Genomic DNA, 18,418 nt, shown 5'->3' on the forward strand with positions numbered 1-18,418 from the left:
CGAGCCTAGCGATGCCCGTCAGTTATCGGCATCCACCAGCACCTTGATCAGATGCCGCTCCGCGTCGAGCGACGGCACTTGCAGCCGAATGATCTGTTCCACGTGGGCGCCCGCCGGCAGACGCTCGATCTCACCATCCGGACGCACACCCTTCATCGCCCAGATCGCCCCCTGCTCCGCAACCAGATGACGGGCCAGTGTAACGAAATCCGAGAGCTCTGCGAATGCGCGCGACACGATTACGTCGAACTTTGCTGGTACTTCGGCGCCCGCCTGCAAAGTCTCGACGCGGCCCGTAATGACCGACAGGTTCGCCAGGCCGAGCTCGGCTTTGGCCTGAGCCTGAAAAGCCGTCTTCTTGTGAACGATGTCGTTCACGGTGACGGTCCAGTCGGGCAGCACGATAGCGAGCACGATACCAGGCAAACCGCCGCCAGAGCCCACGTCCAGCACCGAGGACGCACCGCGCGTAGCGAGGTGCGGCACGATCGAAAGCGAATCAAGGATGTGCTGGATGAGCATTTGTCGCGGATCACGGATCGCCGTCAGGTTGTAGACAGCATTCCACTTGGATAGCAGCGCTACGTAGTCGAGCAATTTCCCGAGTTGCGCGTCACTCAGATCGAGACCGAGTTCGCGGACGCCGCCTGCTAACAGCGGCGCCAATGCCTCGCTACCACTTCCCTTCAGACTCACCGTCATTGCGTCACCGGCGTGCTGTCGGCGCCCGGTTCGGCGGGTTTCGTCGAACGGCGCCCCAAGCCACGCTTCAGATGCACCATCAGCAAGGAGATCGCCGCCGGGGTAATACCGGAAATACGCGACGCCTGTCCGATAGTTTCAGGGCGGAATTGCGTCAGCTTCTGACGCGCCTCGAACGATAGCCCCCTTACCTCGGCGTAGTCCAAACCCTCCGGCAGACGCGTGCTTTCGTGCGACTCATTGCGCTCGATCTCATCAGCTTGCCGGTCGATATAGCCTTGGTACTTGATGCCAATCTCGATCTGCTCCTTGATCTGGGCGAGCAACACGTCGTCTTCAGCCAGCGTTTCAGGCGCAGCACATGCGCCCGCGCGCAAGCCGCAGACGCCGTCGTACGTCACGCCCGGGCGGCGGAGCAGATCGGCCAAACTGTATTCGTGGTCAATCGGCTTGCCGAGCAACGCAGTCGCTTCTTCGGCCGGTAACGTCTTAGGATTGACCCACGTCGTGCGGAGGCGCTCTGTTTCACGTGAAACAGCATCGCGCTTGCGGCTGAATGCGTCCCAACGGACGTCGTCGACGATCCCCAGTTCGCGGCCCATTTCCGTCAGACGCATATCGGCGTTATCTTCGCGCAGGCTCAGACGGTACTCGGCGCGGCTCGTGAACATGCGATACGGCTCGGATACACCACGCGTCACCAGATCGTCGACCAAAACACCTAGGTACGCCTGATCGCGGCGCGGGCACCATGCATCCTTGCCCTGCACTTGCAGGCCGGCGTTAATCCCCGCCAGCAAACCTTGCGCAGCGGCCTCTTCATAGCCCGTTGTGCCATTGATCTGACCCGCGAAGAAGAGCCCGTTGATCGCCTTGGTTTCCAGCGATGCCTTCAGCCCACGCGGATCGAAGTAGTCGTATTCGATCGCATAACCCGGTCGCAGAATATGCGCGTGCTCCAAACCTCGCATCGAGCGCACGAGTTCCAGTTGCACGTCGAACGGCAGGCTGGTGGAAATCCCATTGGGATAGAACTCGTTGGTCGTCAGCCCTTCCGGTTCGAGGAAGATCTGATGCGATTCCTTGGATGCGAAGCGATGAATCTTGTCCTCGATCGACGGGCAATACCGCGGCCCCACCCCTTCGATCACGCCCGTGTACATCGGCGAGCGGTCGAGACCACCACGGATAATGTCGTGCGTACGCTCATTCGTATGCGTCACCCAACACGGCACTTGGCGCGGATGCTGCTCGACGCGCCCGAGAAACGAGAAAACCGGCACCGGATCCAGATCACCCGGCTGCTCTTCAAGCTTCGAAAAGTCGATCGTCCGACCGTCGATGCGCGGCGGCGTCCCGGTCTTGAGGCGGCCCTGCGGCAGCTTCAATTCCTTGAGGCGCGCAGACAGCGACACCGCTGCCGGATCGCCGGCGCGGCCACCGGTGTAGTTGTTCAAACCGACGTGAATCTTGCCGTCGAGGAACGTCCCAGCCGTCAGCACAACGGCGCGCGAGCGGAAACGAATCCCCACCTGCGTCACGGCACCGACGACACGATCACCTTCCACCATCAGATCGTCGACCGCCTGCTGGAACAGCCACAGGTTCGGCTGATTCTCCAGTCGATGCCGGATCGCCTGCTTGTACAGCAAACGGTCCGCCTGCGCGCGCGTCGCACGAACAGCAGGCCCCTTCGACGAATTGAGGATGCGGAACTGGATCCCGCCCTCGTCCGTCGCAGCCGCCATCGCACCGCCGAGCGCATCGACCTCCTTCACCAGATGGCCCTTGCCAATCCCGCCAATGGACGGGTTGCAGCTCATCTGACCGAGGGTTTCGATGTTATGCGTCAGCAGGAGGGTCGTATTGCCCATGCGTGCCGAGGCCAAAGCGGCCTCAGTGCCGGCATGACCGCCGCCGACGACGATTACGTCAAATTCTGTGGGAAAAAGCATCGCGGATCTCACGCCAGATCATCGCGTGAGCCTTTCAGAGGAAAATGTATGGGCGAATTATAACGGGTTCGGTTTAGGCCCGAATTTCGTCCGAATGGCCAGACAACAAAAAAGCGGTGTGTTTCACGTGAAACACACCGCTTCGAACCACAGCGAACTGAACAAAAGTGGAGAACTAAGCCACTTTCTTAGCCAGCCCCAGATACGTTTCAATCACACGTGGATTCTGCGCCAGATCAGTCGCGGGTCCTTCCAGCGCCAGTTCACCGGTTTCAAGCACGTAACCGTAGTCAGAAATTTGCAGCGCCGCGCGTGCGTTCTGCTCGATCAGTAGCGTCGCGACGCCGGTCTGCCGCAGCGCGCTAATGATGTGGAAAATTTCCTTCACGATCAGCGGCGCGAGACCCAGGCTCGGTTCGTCGAGCATCAGCAGATCGGGCTTGCCCATCAATGCACGCCCGACCGCGAGCATTTGCCGCTCCCCACCTGATAGCGTCCCTGCGGCCTGCTTCCGGCGCTCTTTCAAACGAGGAAAAAGCGTAAAGACTGGCTCGAGTTGATCAAGAAAATTGCGCTCCCCTGCCCGCTTACGCCGATACGCGCCGAGGACCAGATTGTCTTCAACGGTCATCGACGCGAACAGCTCGCGCTTTTCCGGCACCAGGCACATACCGCGCGCGACCCGCTTTTCAACCGGCACCGCGCTGACGTCTTCACCTTGATACAGGACCGAGCCCTTCGCATGACCAGTGGTCGGCAATGCGCCCATGATCGCGTTCAGCAACGTGGACTTGCCCGCACCGTTCGGACCAATCACCGAGACGATCTGGCCGGGCCGCACCTTGATTGCCGCACCGTGCAGCGCTTCGACCTTGCCATAGCGGACCGACAACCCATTCACGTCGAGAATCGGTGCAGCATCATTCATCGTGTTCTCCATCACTCCACCCCGCCCAGATAAGCTTCGAGCACAGCCGGGTCTTGCTGGACATCCTGCGGCAAGCCTTCCGCGATGCGCGTGCCGAACTCCATCACCACCAACCGATCGGTGAGATTCATCACGAAATCCATATCGTGTTCGACCAGCAGCACGCTCATACCTTCGGCTTTGAGGCGGCGCAGTAAGTCCGCCAGTTGCAGCTTTTCCTGATAACGCAGACCGGCGGCAGGCTCATCCAGCAGCAGCAGGGTCGGGTCACAGCACAGCGCGCGAGCGATTTCGAGAATTCGCTGCTGTCCTAACGCCAGGCTACCCGCTTCGTCGTACATATGCTGTTCGAGCCCAACACGACGAATCTGGCGAGCCGCTTCGGCCATCAAGCGCGCCTCTTCTGCACCGTTCAGCCGCGCCACGCTGCGCCACACACCGGCCTGGCCACGCAGATGCGCGCCAATCGCAACGTTCTCCAACACCGTCATCCCAGGCAGCAGCTTGACGTGCTGGAAGGTGCGGCCAATACCGCGCTTGACGATTTCACGTGAACTCAGTGAATCGATACGTTCGCCGCGAAACGTAATTTCGCCGCTCGTCGCCTGCAGCACGCCTGTGACCAGATTGAAGGTGGTCGATTTGCCGGCGCCGTTCGGGCCGATCAAACCGATGATCTGCCCTGCTTTCACCTCGAAGCTGACATCGTTCACCGCGACCAGCCCGCCGAACTGCTTGCGCGCCTTATTCACCGTCAACAGGCTTTCGCCCGTGGCCGGCTTGCTGCGCTGCGGCAAAGGCTCCGCGTGATCCGACAAATGTGCGCGTGGCCCCTTCGGGAAAAACCGCGCGACAAACGGCCAGACGCCTTGGCGAGCGTATTGCAGCAACAGCACCATCAGAATGCCGAACACGATCACTTCGAAGTTACCGTTCTCGCCCAGCAGCTTCGGCAGCAGCGTTTGCAGATAGTCCTGCAAGATGGTCAGGATCGCCGCACCAAGCACTGCGCCCCAGACGTGCGAGACGCCACCCACCACCGCCATGAACAGAAATTCGATGCCGTGGTTCAGACCAAACGGCGTCGGATTCACGGCGCGTTGCAGGTGCGCGTAAAGGAACCCCGAGATCGACGCCAACACTGCGGCGTAGACGAAAATCACCACGCGCATCCACGCCGTGTTGACGCCCATCGCTTCGGCCATCATGCCGCCGCCGCGCAATGCGCGAATCGCCCGCCCTGGCCGGCTATTAAGCAGATTCTGAACAGAAATTACCGCACCGAGCACCACCACCCAGATCAGGTAGTAGATATGGCGACCCGACTCCAGGTTGATGCCAAAAACATTCAGCACTGGAATTCCGTTAATGCCGTCGTACTTGCCGAGCATCTCCAGGTTGCCGAACAGATAGAACAGCGCGAGCCCCCACGCGATCGTACCGAGCGGCAGAAAGTGGCCGGATAGCCGCATTGTCACGAGCCCCAGCATCAGCGCGATCAATGCCGTCACCACCACGCCCGCGATCAGCGCGAGCCACGGCGACACGCCGTAAGTCGTCGTCAGATACGCGGTCGCATACGCGCCGATGCCGACGAACGCTGCCTGACCGAAGCTCGTCATCCCGCCGATACCCGTCAGCAGCACGAGACCGATCGCGACGATCGAATACAGACCGATGTAGTTGAGCAGCGTTACCCAGTACTCAGGCACATGAATCGGATGCGGCAACACCGGCAATGCGAACAGCACCACGAGGAACAACCAGAAGAACTTGTTTTGCATGATCCGTTTCATCGTGTCACTCCTCTTCCTCTTCCGAGTGCGGGCTGGCCAGACTCCGCCATAGCAGCACCGGAATGATCAGCGTGAACACGATCACTTCCTTATAAGCGCTCGCCCAGAACGACGAATACGACTCCAGCAGACCGACCAGGATCGCGCCCGCCGCCGCCAGCGGATAGCTGACCAGGCCGCCGATAATCGCGCCTACGAAGCCCTTCAAACCCATCAGGAAGCCCGAGTCGTAGTAGATGGTGGTCAAGGGTGCGACAAGGATGCCGCACAGCGCACCGAGGCCCGCAGCGAGCGTGAACGCGAGGCGCCCTGCCTGCGTCGTGCCGATGCCGACGAGCCGTGCGCCGAGCCGGTTCACCGACGTCGCGCGCAAAGCCTTGCCGGAAATCGAGCGATCGAAGTACAGATACAGCGCGCCGATCAACACCACCGCCGTGCCCACCACCCACAGGCTTTGTCCGGAAATCGACAACGTGCCGAGGTTGAAGGTCGCATCGGAGAACGCCGTGGTGCGTGAACCCTCCGCACCGAACATCACGAGCCCGAGGCCGACCATCGCGAAGTGCACAGCTACCGCCACAATCAGCAGCAGCAGCGTGGTCGCCTCCGCGATCGGTTCATACGCGAGCCGGTAGACGAACGGCCCCATCGGAATCACGATCAGCAGCGTCAGCGCGATTTGCGCGAGCATCGGCAGTGGATGCAGGAAAACGCCTTGCGTGAGCGCGTAAACCGCGATCGGGAACAGCAGGTATTTGCCGACCAGCATCGCCAGCGTGCGCGCCGCGTGGCGACGCCGTTCGGGATGCCGCACCAGCCCCGCAATCTCGACGACAAAACATGCCGCACCCATCGCCATCAGCAACCAGCACGTCGCCGGAAATTTCTGTGTCTGCAATGCAGCGAGCGTCAGCGCGCCATACGAAACAAACTCGCCCTGCGGGATAAAGATCACCCGCGTCACGGAGAACACCAGCACCAGCGCAAGCGCGAGCAGCGCGTAGATGGCGCCGGTGGTGATGCCGTCCTGCGCGAGGATCGCCGCAATTGATAGATCCATACTTCCTCGTCCTGAAGCGTCGAAATCGAAACCGGGAAACAGTCGTGGCGGCGGACCCGCGGCCGGTCACTGACCTGCAATGCCAGAAAAGGCGACCGCCGCGCCGGAACATGGCGCGGCGGTCGTTGCCATTGTCATCGAACAGAATGGCAATGCGGCATGGCGTGCCGCAGGTTGCGCGAGAGGCGCGTATCGCTTTTGTTATTAGTCGTTCTGCAACTTCCACTTGCCGTCGACGATCTGCACGATCACGCGTGCGCGCTTGTCGAGGCCGTTGTGGTCGGTGGTCGTGGTGTTCATGATGCCGTGCGAGACCGGCAGCTCCTTGATGTTTTCAAGCGCGCCGCGCAATGCCACGCGGAACGCTTCAGTGCCCGGCTGAGCGGTCTTCAGCGCGACCGGAATCGCAGCTTGCAGCATCTGGCCGGCATCCCATGCGTGACCGCCGAAGGTCGCCACCGAGCCCGCGCCATAAGCTTTCTCATACGCTGCCTTGTACGCTTCCGACGACTTCTTCACCGGATTCGATTCCGGCAGTTGATCCGCCACGAGGATCGGGCCAGCCGGCAGGAACTCGCCTTCGCAATCCTTTCCGCACACGCGCAGGAAATCGTTGTTGGCGACGCCGTGCGTCTGGTAGACCTTGCCCTTGTAGCCGCGCTCCTTGAGCGTCTTGGCCGGCAGCGCCGACGGCGTACCCGCGCCCGCGATCAGCACCGCATCCGGGTTCGCGCCCATCGTCTTCAGCACCTGGCCGGTCACCGATGCATCGGTGCGGTTAAAGCGTTCATTGGAGACGATCTTCAGATGATGGGCCGCGGCCGCGGCTGTGAATACGTTGTTCCAGCCGTCGCCGTACGCATCCGCAAAGCCGATGAAGCCAACCGTCTTCACGCCGTGACGCTCCATGTAGTCGGCGATTGCGTCAGCCATCAGGCTGTCGTTTTGCGGCGGCTTGAAGGCCCATGCGCGCTTGGCGTCCATCGGCGAAATGATCGCGGCTGATGCCGCCAGCGAGATCACCGGCGTCTTGCCTTCGGACGCTGCGTCGAGCATCGCCAGCGAATTTGGCGTGACAGTCGAACCGATGATGGCGTCGACGTGGTCTTCGTCGATCAGCTTGCGCGTGTTCTGCACGGCCTTGCCGGTGTCCGATGCATCGTCGAGGATGATGTATTGCACGGTCTTGCCGCCAATCTCTTTCGGCAGCAGCGCTATCGTGTTCTTTTCAGGAATCCCGAGCGATGCAGCCGGCCCCGTAGTGGATAGCGTGACGCCGATTTTCACCTGCGCGAAGGCAGCGCCCGCGCCGCACATCAACGCCATCGCGATACCGGTGCGTACCCATTGCTTTGTCTTTTTCATTGCAAGTCTCCAAACGCTTTGAAGCGCGTATCTGAATCCGGCTCACGGGCCGGGTGTCTGAATCTAGTTATAGGGTTCAGGCATGCCAAGCATGGTTTTCCCTGCTTAGCGCCAATGCCTTCTCCGTTCTGGTGCTACTCCCTGCTGCGAACCACTGCTGCGATTTCTTATACGTTAAACACTAATATGTTAGTAGTATTGCGTTCTGCATCATCCATGGTCAATAGACTGTCGCCCGAATACGGGTTTGTCCTGAAACAGTCCGCTTTGTCGGTACTTTGACCGCCCGCCCTTCACTCGTCCAACGCGCTTCACGCACCGCGATTCATCAGACGCGGGCAATAAAAAAGACGCGTCAACTGCACGCGCCTTGTTTAATGGGATTCCGTATCGCTTCGTCTGCGCTCAGTCGCCGGACAGCTGCCACTTGCCGCCGACGATCGCCACCATCACACGCGCCACGCTGGTCGAGGCCGGCGTGATCGTTCGTGCTCATGTTGAAGATGCCGTGGGAAGCAGGCCCCGTTGCCGATATCGTGACGCCGATTTTCACGTCAGCGAATGCATGGCCGCTCCATATTGCGGATACTCCGGTGGCGACCCATGCCGCGCTGATCCAACGCAATGCCGACTTCATCCCGCTCCCCTATCTACCCCGTTATTCATTTGAATTCAAATGCGCAGATTTGATTCGCCGACCAAGCGGTCGGTGAATGGCAAGTTTAGCGGACAAAAGCCCCGCGCTGCAAGCAATTTGCAGGGTGGCAACGAGTGAAATCGGGAGTGATTCGATGAATAAAAAGGAGCACCGAATTAGCGGAAGATTTGAATGGCGAATTACGAAAAGCACAAATAAAAAGCGCTGCTGGATATCAATCCAACAGCGCTTTCGTCTGGGCACTGAGTGCCTCATTGTCTCCTCGTTCTCCACCTGCAAAATTCGTGGTGCATCAGAACTGCATGAAGATTAAACGAGCACCTGGGTGACTACAACTAGCAATTACCCTAGTGGTGCACTGCGGCACAAATTTGGGGCACGTTTGGTGCAGCTTGGGTCGCGGGGGTCAACTGCGCACAATAAAGGACCCGCCCAGCCGACTTCAAGGCTGCCGAATTATATCGGATGCCAAAGCAATTTAAAATCCGGTGCCGTTTCAGGCTCGCAATGGCCGCACGCGTGCGACGATCTCACCGACGATGCCGCGTCTGAACGCCAGCACACAGGCAATGAAAATCAGGCCCGTGACGATGGTTACCGATTCACCTAGCGACCGGAACCATTCGACCCCCGTCGATGCAGCCAGCGCCGTGCCGATATCGCCGAGCCGGTCTTCGAGCGCGACGATCAGCGCCGCGCCGAGCAGCGGCCCGAACAGCGTGCCCATGCCGCCGACGAGCGTCATCAGGATCACGAGCCCCGACATGGTCCAGTAGGCGTCACTCAGCGTCTCGAAGCCTTGCACCAGCACCTTGAGCGAGCCCGCCAGACCGGCGATCCCTGCGGACAGAATAAAAGCCAGCAGCTTGAAGCGATCGGTGTCGTAACCAAGCGACACGGCGCGCGGCTCGTTCTCCTTGATCGCCACCAGCACCTGCCCAAACGGCGAATGCACGATCCGCACGATCAGCAGGAATGCCAGCACCATCACGGCCAGCACGACAAAGTACAGCGTCACGTCCGACGACAGATCCAGCAAGCCGAACAGCCTGCCGCGCGGTACGCCTTGCAAGCCGTCCTCACCGTGCGTGAACGGCGCCTGCAAAAATACGAAGTAGACCATTTGCGCGAGCGCCAGTGTCACCATCGCGAAGTAGATGCCCTGCCGGCGGATCGCAAACAGGCCGACCACCAACCCGAGTACCGTCGCCGCAGCCGTGCCGGCCAGTACGCCGAGTTCCGGAGAGAAGCCGAGCGTCTGCATCGCGTAGCCGGTGACGTAACCGGCTGAAGCGAGAAACATCGCGTGACCGAACGAAAGCAAACCGGTGTAGCCGATCAGCAAATTGAAGGCCGCGGCGAACAACGCAAAACACAGCACCTTCATGACGAATAGCGGATAGATGCCGAGCACGGGCACCGCGAGAAGCGCGATCAGCAGCAGACCATAGAGCATTTTTCTCTGCATCATTTTTCCTTGCCGAAGAGACCCGCCGGGCGCACCAGCAACACGAGCGCCATGATCACGAAGACGACGGTCGCCGACGCTTCCGGGTAAAACACGCGCGTCAGCCCTTCGATCACGCCTAGCATCAGGCCGGTAAGAATGGAGCCCATGATCGAACCCATGCCGCCGATCACGACCACCGCGAACACGGTGATGATCATCGGCTGGCCCATCAACGGCGAGACCTGAATCACAGGCGCGGCTAGCACGCCGGCGAACGCCGCCAGTGCGACGCCGAAGCCGTACGTGAGCGTGATCATCAACGGCACGTTGACACCAAACGCCTCGACCAGCTTCGGGTTTTCGGTGCCCGCGCGCAGGTAAGCGCCGAGGCGCGTCTTCTCGATCACGAACCACGTCGCGAAGCAGACCACGAGCGACGCCACCACCACCCACGCGCGATAGTTCGGCAAGTACATGAAGCCGAGATCGGTCGCGCCGGAGAGTGCCGACGGCACGTCGTACGGCTGGCCGGAAGAACCGTAGACCGAACGGAACACCCCTTCGACAACCAGCGTGAGTCCAAAGGTGAGCAGCAGCCCATAGAGGTGATCGAGCTTGTACAGCCAGCGCAGCATCGAGCGCTCGATCACGATACCGAACACGCCGACGATCAGCGGCGCGAGCACCAGCATCACCCAGTACGGCAGACCGAAATACGACAGGCCCATCCACGCGAGCATCGCGCCGAGCATGAACAACGCGCCATGCGCGAAATTGATCACGTTGAGCAGGCCGAAGATCACGGCCAGACCCAGGCTCAGAATCGCGTAGAACGAGCCGTTCACGAGCCCCAGCAACAGCTGGCTCAGCATTGCCGGTAGCGGAACGCCAAAGATTTCCATTGAAGCCTTAATCCCTTAAGCCAACGCCCAGGTAAGATCGGTTAAGCACGATCCAGCCGGCGAGCGATCGGCGAGCCATTCACCGATCGCTCGCGGCATATGAAACGATTTGCCGCCAGGCTGTGTACCAAAAATCCGCCCCGAATTACCCGTCAAGACGGGAACATAGACGGTTTGCTGGTTATCACTGCGCTTATTTCCACAACGCGCAGCGCGTCTGTGCCTTGGTCGTGAATGCCTGTTCGCCCGGGATCGTCGCCATGATCTTGTAGTAGTCCCACGGCTCTTTGGATTCGGCCGGCGTCTTCACCTGCATCAGGTACATGTCGTGGACCATGCTGCCGTCCTGACGGATGTAGCCCTTCGCATAGAAGTCGTCGATCTTCGTTTTCCGCAGTTGCGTCATCACCTTTTCGGTGTCGGTCGAGCCGACCGCTTTAACCGCGTTCAGATAGGTCATAGTCGCCGAGTAGTCAGCCGCTTGCAGGCTCGACGGCATCTTCTTCATCTTGTCGAAGTAGCGCTGTGCCCACTTGCGCGTGGCGGCGTCCTTGTTCCAGTACCAACTGTCCGTCAACACGAGACCTTGCGTGGTTTCCAGACCCAGACTGTGCACGTCGTCGATGAACATCAGGAGCGCAGCCAGCTTCATCGTCTTGGTCAGACCGAATTCCTTCGCGGCTTTGATCGAGTTGACCGTATCGCCGCCGGCATTCGCGAGGCCGAGAATCTGCGCCTTCGAGGCCTGAGCCTGCAACAGGAACGACGAGAAATCCGAGGCCGACAGCGGCGCCCGCACGGCGCCCAGCACCTGACCGCCATTCGCTTTCACGACGTCTGAAGTCGCTTTTTCCAGCGCCTTGCCGAAAGCGTAGTCAGCCGTCAGGAAGTACCACGTCTTGCCGCCCTGTTTGGTCACCGCCGAACCCGTGCCGTTGGCGAGCGCTGTCGTGTCATAAGCGTAGTGAATCGTGTACGGCGTGCATTGCTCGTTGGTTAGCGTGTCGGCGCCGGCGCCGACGTTGATGTAGACCTTGTGCTTCTCGCCCGCCACCGTGTTCATCGCCAGACCGGTCGCCGAATTCGTGCCGCCGATCAGCATATCGACGCCGTCACGGTCGAACCATTCACGCGCCCGCGAGGAGGCAATATCCGCCTTGTTCTGGTGATCCGCGTAGACCAGCGTAATCGGCTTGCCGTTGACCTTGCCGCCGAAATCGGCAATTGCCATGCGGATCGCTTCGAGGCCACCCTGGCCGTCGATGTCCGCGTACAGACCCGACAGATCGGTGATGAAGCCGATCTTCACCGCATCGTCAGCCGCTTGCGCGCTGCTCATCGTCAACGCGGCGCCGGCGGCAACCGCGAAACACAGTGTGGCAAGCCGCGCGAGTGGGTTCTTTTTCATTCCTGTCTCCTGGTTTCTTCGCTTGTGGTTATCAGAGGCAATCGGACGCTTTTTATACGCCCAGTAGGTCGTGCAGTACTGGCATCTTGGTTTCGAGCTCAGCGGCCCCGAAGTGCTCCACGATCGCACCGTGCTCCATCACGTAGAAGCGATCGGCGAGTGGCGCGGCAAAGCGGAAATTCTGTTCGACCATCACAACCGTGTAGCCGCGCGCCTTGAGCGTCATGATCATGCGGGCGAGCGCCTGCACGATCACCGGCGCGAGACCTTCCGAGATTTCGTCGAGCAGCAGCAAACTCGCCCCCGTGCGCAGAATGCGCGCGACCGCCAGCATCTGCTGCTCGCCGCCCGAGAGCCGCGTACCCTGGCTCATGCGGCGTTCCTGCAGATTCGGAAACATCGAATAGATTTCTTCGAGCGACATCATGTGCGCCTTGTCGCCGACGGGCGGCGGCAACAGCAGATTTTCCTCACACGAGAGGCTCGAAAAAATCCCGCGCTCTTCCGGGCAATAACCGATGCCGCAATGGGCGATGCGATGCGTGGGCAGATTGATGGTTTCGCGTCCGCCGATACGGATCGAACCGGTGCGGCGACCGGTCAGGCCCATGATCGCGCGCAGCGTCGTGGTACGGCCCGCGCCGTTGCGGCCGAGCAGCGTCACGACTTCACCGCGGTTCACCGTCAGATCGACACCATGCAGGATATGGGACTCCCCATACCAAGCCCGCAAACCTGCAATCTCCAGCGCGGGTGCGCCACCGGCCGTGCCACTCACTTCGAGGCTTTCGCGCTCCGCAATCGTATTCATGCGTGGGCTCCAGCGAGCGCCGCGTCTGCGCTGCCCATATAGGCTTGCATCACGAGCGGGTTCTTCGACACCTCGGCGTAGCTCCCTTCGGCGAGCACTTCACCCCGTTGCAGCACGGTGATGGTGTCGGAGATACCGGCGATCACGTTCATGTTGTGCTCGACCATCAGGATCGTGCGGCCGCTCGATACTTTCTTGATCAGTGCGGTGACACGATCGACGTCTTCATGGCCCATGCCTTGCGTCGGCTCGTCGAGCAGCATCAACTCGGGCTCCATCGCAAGCGTGGTGGCGATTTCCAGCGCGCGCTTGCGGCCGTAGGACAGTTCTACCGTGAGCACGTCGGCGAAATCGGTCAGTCCGACCTGGGTGAGCAAGTCCATCGCCCGGTCGTCGAGTTGGCGCAGCGTGCGTTCGCTCTTCCAGAAATGAAATGCCGTGCCGAGCACGCGCTGCAAGCCAATACGCACGTTTTGTAATGCGGTCAGATGCGGAAATACCGCGGATATCTGAAACGACCGGATGATGCCGCGGCGGGCGATTTGCGCCGGGCGCTCATTGGTGATGTCGATTCCATTGAAGACGATCTGGCCCGCTGTCGGTTCGAGAAATTTGGTGAGCAGGTTAAAGCAGGTGGTCTTGCCTGCCCCATTAGGGCCGATCAGCGCATGGATCGAGCCACGGCGCACGCGCAGGTTCACCCCGTTCACGGCGATAAAGCCTTTGAACTCGCGGGTGAGACCGCGCGTTTCGAGAATCGTATCGCCGAGAATCATGTTCCCTTCCATACGGAGTAAGGCGAAGCATTACGATCTTCCGCGCGAACGGCTGCGCGACTTTTTACGACGAGGGCACCCCGTGCCGCTCGTTGGCGTGCTGCACCAATCCGGACGGTAATCCATGGGGCGGCACGCAGCATGGCTGCCATTGTCGCGCCAATGATGCAGCGCATTCATCGGGATTTGCACTTAGTGGATGACGACTGCTTGAGGCGGACCCAGGCAGGCTGGAGGGGTGTTCGAGTTGGTCTTGGCCCTTGCTCGGGACGGACCCGGGGAATACTCGAAGGGTGCTTCGACCTTGCTCGAAGCATGCCGGAGGAAGTCCGAGGCACGCCCCGCGCGACTCGGCTCCCGTTGTCACACTGCGTGTCACATAGCGGACATGGACGGCGCAGCGCTTGACTGAACCGCAACGCTGCCGGCCACGCGTGCGCGACGGTCTTCGCGAATCATGTCGCTGGCGCGTTCAGCGATCATCAGCGTCGGCGAATTGGTGTTGCCCGAGGTAATGAGCGGCATGACCGACGCATCGACCACACGCAAACCGTCAACACCGACAACTCGTAGGCGGTTGTCGACTACCGCGCCAGGATCGTCGGAGGTGCCCATCCGGCAGGTGCCGACCGGATGAAAGATGGTGGTGCCGACCGCGCCCGCGGCCCGCCGAAGTTCTTCTTCGGTCTGGTACTGGATACCAGGCAGAATCTCTTGCGGGCGATAGGGCGCAAGCGCAGGTGCCGCGGCAATGCGGCGCGTAAGACGCAATGCGTTGGCGGCGACGTGCAGGTCGTAATCGGTGGATAGATAATTCGGTGCAATCAACGGCGGCGCTGAAGCATCGGCTGATTCAATATGAATGCTGCCGCGCGAGGTCGGCCGCAACTGGCACACCGACGCGGTGAACGCATTGAAGCGATGCAACGGTTCACCGAAGCGATCCAGCGAGAGCGGCTGCACGTGATACTCGAGGTCGGGGCGCGTGAGCGAGCGATCGTCAGGATCGGATTTGGCGAACGCGCCAAGCTGCGACGGCGACATCGACATGGGCCCGCTTTGAAAGAGCGCGTACTGCATGCCGATCATCAGCTTGCCCCACCAATGGGCGGAGGCGGTATTGAGCGTGCGTACGCCATCAACTTTATACGCCATCCGCAATTGCAGATGGTCCTGCAGATTTTCACCGACGCCACGCAGATCCTTCACGACCTCGATGCCGAGATTCTGCAGACGTGCGCCATTGCCGATGCCGGAAAGTTCGAGCAATTGCGGCGAGTTGACTGCACCAGAACTGAGGATTACTTCACAGCGGGCTTTGGCGATGAAGTCGGTGTTGTCGCCACGATATTCGACACCGGTGCAGCGGCGTCCTTCGAACACCACGCGCTGGGTGTGCGCGCCGGTGATGACGGTGAGATTCGGGCGCCTGAGCGCCGGGCGCAAGAAAGCTTTCGACGCATTCCAACGGATACCGCGTTTCTGATTGACGTCGAAGTAACCGACGCCAGTGTTGTCGCCGCGATTGAAGTCGTCGGTCGCGGGTATGCCGGCTTGTTGCGCGGCATGTGAAAACTCTTCGAGAATCTTCCATTTCAGACGCTGCTTTTCAACGCGCCATGGGCCGCCTGCTCCATGCGATTCGGACGCGCCGGCGTGGTGGTCTTCGCTGCGTTTGAAGATGGGGAGGACAGAGCTCCAGGACCAGGAGCTGTCGTTGGTGACGCGGGCCCATTCGTCGTAGTCCTCGCGCTGGCCGCGCATGTAGATCATGCCGTTGATCGATGAGCTGCCGCCCAATACTCTGCCTCGTGGGTATGAGAGGGAACGGCCGTTCAGGCCCGGTTCCGATTGGGTTTTGTAGAGCCAATCCGTGCGGGGATTGCCAATGCAGTAGAGGTAGCCTACCGGCACGTGGATCCAGTGATAGTCGTCTTTGCCGCCGGCTTCTAGCAGTAGGACTTGTATTTCTGGGTCTTCTGATAGGCGGTTGGCCAGTACGCAACCTGCCGTGCCGGCGCCTACTACGATGTAGTCGAATTCGCCTTCCAGGCGGCGGGTTGCCGGTGGCGATTTTTCGATGTTGCTCATTTGTTTAGTCTCCTAAGCTTTTTTGCCTGCTCGGCGTTTGGTCGGTCTGTACGCCTGCAGCGTTGGCCTTTTCTTGATCTGTCTGCCTGCCGGGTGCTCGTTTCTGTATGCCTGCGGCGTTGGCCTTTCCTTGTTTTGTTAGTGATCTATTAGCGTTTGCCCCTGTGCGGGGCGGCACTTACTTTCTTTGCCGCCGCAAAGAAAGATAAGCAAAGAAAGCGGCTCACCCCGTCAGCTTATAAGCGGGTCCCCCGCGCAGTTGCGGTAGTGGTGCATCTGGAATTCGTGCCCTCGCATATTCGGCGTGAGTGACAAGGCCGTCATTCTTCCGGCGGCGCTGCGCGCGCCGAAGCGCAGCTCATAAAACCGATTGCTGTGTTCCACACTCGCGCTCCACTCGATGCTCCGCCGAGGCAAAGCTATGGCCCCTACCGTCCCTCAACGCCCCCTTGGTTTCCCATGCAACTCCGTCGTCGCCGAGGCAAAGCCGATGGCTCCCCCCCTACTTCAACGAAGCCCCAGGTTTCCCTGGCAGACCCATCCGCGACGCACGCAGTGCGGAGTGGGAGCTGAAGAGCGCTTTGTCACCACGGCCCAATGTGCGAGAGCCCGGATTCCAGATGCACCACTACCGCAACTGTGCGGGGGACCCACTTATAAGCTGGCGGGGTGAGCCGCTTTCTTTGCTTATCTTTCTTTGCGGCGGCAAAGAAAGTAAGTGCCGCCCCGCACAGGGGCAAACGCTAATAGACCAATAACAATTCAAGGAAAGGCCAACGCCATAGGCATACAACAATAAGTGCCGCGCAAGGCAACCAAATCAAGGGCAGGCCACCGAAGCCAGATTAAGAAAAAACCACCGCCGTAGGCAAAACAACAAACCTATTTAGCCACGGGCATAGTGAACTCAGCCCCCTTCCCGATGCTATCGGGCCACCTCTGCATAATGCTCTTATACCGCGTGTAGAACCGCACACCCTCCTCCCCATAGGCATGGTGATCACCAAAAAGCGACCGCTTCCATCCACCAAAAGAATGCCACGCCATCGGCACAGGAATCGGCACATTGATCCCCACCATCCCAATCTCGATCCGTCGCGCAAAAGCCCGGGCCACCCCGCCGTCGGAGGTAAACAACGACACCCCGTTAGCAAACTCGTTAGCGTTAATCAACTCAACAGCAGAAGCAAAATCCGGCACCCGCACAACACACAGCACCGGACCAAAAATCTCTTCACGGTAAATCTTCATATCGGTCGAGACATCATCGAATAACGTGCCGCCGAGAAAGAACCCCTTCTCATGTCCCGCCACCTGATGGCCACGCCCATCAACTACCAGCTTCGCACCAGCAGCAACACCGGCATCAATATAACCAGTCACTTTCTCGCGATGCACCGCTGTCACCAACGGCCCCATCTCGGCTTCCGGCTCCATGCCGTTCAGAATCTTCAGGCTCTTTACTCGCGGCGTCAGTCGCTCGATCAGTTCGTCGGCGATATGCCCGACTGCAACAGCCACCGAAATCGCCATGCAACGCTCGCCCGCCGAACCATACGCCGCGCCGATCAGTGCGTCGACAGCCTGATCGAGATCCGCGTCCGGCATCACCACGAGATGATTCTTCGCACCGCCCAAAGCCTGCACGCGCTTGCCGTGCTTCGTGCCCTCCGTATAGATGTACTCGGCAATCGGCGTCGAACCGACAAACGACAATGCGCTCACCTCAGGATGCACGAGCAATGCATCGACCGCCACCTTGTCGCCATGCACGACGTTGAAGACGCCATCCGGCAAACCCGCCTCTTTGAACAGTTCAGCCAATCGAATCGAAGCAGACGGATCACGCTCCGACGGCTTCAGCACAAACGTGTTGCCGCATGCGATCGCCACCGGAAACATCCAGCACGGCACCATCATCGGGAAATTGAACGGCGTAATGCCGGCGACCACGCCCAGCGGCTGACGCAGATTCCAATTGTCGATGCCGCCGCCAATCTGGTCGGTGAAATCGGTCTTCAGCAGATTTGGAATGCCGCACGCGAATTCGACGATCTCGATGCCACGCATCACCTCGCCCTTGGCATCCGAAAACACCTTGCCATGCTCGCGGGTGATCAACTCCGCCAGTTCGTCATGGTGACGGTCGAGCAATTCCTTGAACTTGAACAGCACGCGCGCCCGCTTGATCGGCGCGGTTTCGCTCCATGCAGGAAACGCGGCATTGGCGGCAGCGACCGCCGCGTCTACTTCAGCGACGCTCGCCAGCGGCACGCGCGCACTCACGCTGCCCAGCGCGGGATTGAAGACGTCGCCAAAACGGCCGCTCGTGCCGTCGATAGTCTTGCCGTTGATGAAATGGGTCAGCACGCGTGCACCCGTCTCGCTCCGGACGGTCTCGTCCTGATATGTCTCGCTCATCTTCCTGTCCTCTTCCTATGAATGTCTTCCGCCCAACGCAACCGGCGTGATGAACGCAAGCGTACGGCGCTTCGAGGTGACAAATCCAATGAGTA

Annotated in this window: 13 protein-coding genes and 1 pseudogene; all 14 read right to left on the reverse strand. The window is 60.1% G+C overall.

Annotation, left to right across the window (positions count from 1 at the left end):
- Positions 1-18 precede the first annotated feature (18 nt).
- On the reverse strand, positions 19-702 hold the full coding sequence (gene rsmG, locus PQR40_RS10710) for a 16S rRNA (guanine(527)-N(7))-methyltransferase RsmG (RefSeq protein WP_408508959.1): 684 nt from the start codon (positions 700-702) through the stop codon (positions 19-21).
- Positions 699-2,657, reverse strand: a complete 1,959-nt coding sequence (mnmG, locus tag PQR40_RS10715; protein WP_408239255.1) for a tRNA uridine-5-carboxymethylaminomethyl(34) synthesis enzyme MnmG — start codon at positions 2,655-2,657, stop codon at positions 699-701. The genes rsmG and mnmG overlap by 4 nt, the downstream gene beginning before the upstream one ends.
- A 175-nt stretch (positions 2,658-2,832) precedes the next feature.
- Positions 2,833-3,585 carry an ABC transporter ATP-binding protein gene (locus tag PQR40_RS10720; RefSeq protein ID WP_408239252.1) on the reverse strand — a complete coding sequence of 251 codons (753 nt, stop codon included), beginning with the start codon at positions 3,583-3,585 and terminating at the stop codon, positions 2,833-2,835.
- An 11-nt stretch (positions 3,586-3,596) separates the two neighbouring features.
- Positions 3,597-5,381 (reverse strand): branched-chain amino acid ABC transporter ATP-binding protein/permease, encoded by a 1,785-nt coding sequence (locus tag PQR40_RS10725; RefSeq protein ID WP_408239249.1) that lies wholly within the window; start codon positions 5,379-5,381, stop codon positions 3,597-3,599.
- Between the two features lie 4 nt (positions 5,382-5,385).
- The gene (locus PQR40_RS10730; RefSeq protein ID WP_408239246.1) at positions 5,386-6,441 is read right to left on the reverse strand and encodes a branched-chain amino acid ABC transporter permease; all 1,056 of its coding nucleotides are present in this window, start codon (positions 6,439-6,441) and stop codon (positions 5,386-5,388) included.
- Positions 6,442-6,645: 204 nt separating this feature from the next.
- The gene (locus PQR40_RS10735) at positions 6,646-7,806 is read right to left on the reverse strand and encodes an ABC transporter substrate-binding protein (protein ID WP_408508960.1); all 1,161 of its coding nucleotides are present in this window, start codon (positions 7,804-7,806) and stop codon (positions 6,646-6,648) included.
- 501 nt (positions 7,807-8,307) lie between these two features.
- Positions 8,308-8,443 (reverse strand): annotated as a pseudogene (locus PQR40_RS10740) (ABC transporter substrate-binding protein); the annotation flags it as partial.
- A gap of 517 nt (positions 8,444-8,960) precedes the next feature.
- Complete coding sequence (locus PQR40_RS10745) at positions 8,961-9,932, reverse strand: branched-chain amino acid ABC transporter permease (protein WP_408239289.1); 972 nt, start codon at positions 9,930-9,932, stop codon at positions 8,961-8,963.
- On the reverse strand, positions 9,932-10,816 hold the full coding sequence (locus tag PQR40_RS10750; protein WP_408239240.1) for a branched-chain amino acid ABC transporter permease: 885 nt from the start codon (positions 10,814-10,816) through the stop codon (positions 9,932-9,934). Before PQR40_RS10750 ends, PQR40_RS10745 begins: the two co-directional genes overlap by 1 nt.
- Before the next feature lie 193 nt (positions 10,817-11,009).
- Positions 11,010-12,224, reverse strand: a complete 1,215-nt coding sequence (locus PQR40_RS10755; RefSeq protein ID WP_408334893.1) for an ABC transporter substrate-binding protein — start codon at positions 12,222-12,224, stop codon at positions 11,010-11,012.
- A 52-nt stretch (positions 12,225-12,276) separates the two neighbouring features.
- The gene (locus PQR40_RS10760) at positions 12,277-13,035 is read right to left on the reverse strand and encodes an ABC transporter ATP-binding protein (protein WP_408508961.1); all 759 of its coding nucleotides are present in this window, start codon (positions 13,033-13,035) and stop codon (positions 12,277-12,279) included.
- The gene (locus PQR40_RS10765) at positions 13,032-13,811 is read right to left on the reverse strand and encodes an ABC transporter ATP-binding protein (RefSeq protein WP_097390772.1); all 780 of its coding nucleotides are present in this window, start codon (positions 13,809-13,811) and stop codon (positions 13,032-13,034) included. The genes PQR40_RS10760 and PQR40_RS10765 overlap by 4 nt, the downstream gene beginning before the upstream one ends.
- A gap of 375 nt (positions 13,812-14,186) precedes the next feature.
- Positions 14,187-15,902 carry a GMC family oxidoreductase gene (locus PQR40_RS10770; RefSeq protein ID WP_408508962.1) on the reverse strand — a complete coding sequence of 572 codons (1,716 nt, stop codon included), beginning with the start codon at positions 15,900-15,902 and terminating at the stop codon, positions 14,187-14,189.
- A gap of 882 nt (positions 15,903-16,784) precedes the next feature.
- A complete protein-coding gene (locus PQR40_RS10775; protein ID WP_408239228.1) occupies positions 16,785-18,323 on the reverse strand; it encodes a CoA-acylating methylmalonate-semialdehyde dehydrogenase in 1,539 nt (512 codons plus the stop codon).
- Between the last annotated feature and the right edge of the window lie 95 nt (positions 18,324-18,418).

The sequence above is a fragment of the Paraburkholderia sediminicola genome, from assembly GCF_046026855.1.
Lineage (GTDB): Bacteria > Pseudomonadota > Gammaproteobacteria > Burkholderiales > Burkholderiaceae > Paraburkholderia > Paraburkholderia sediminicola_A.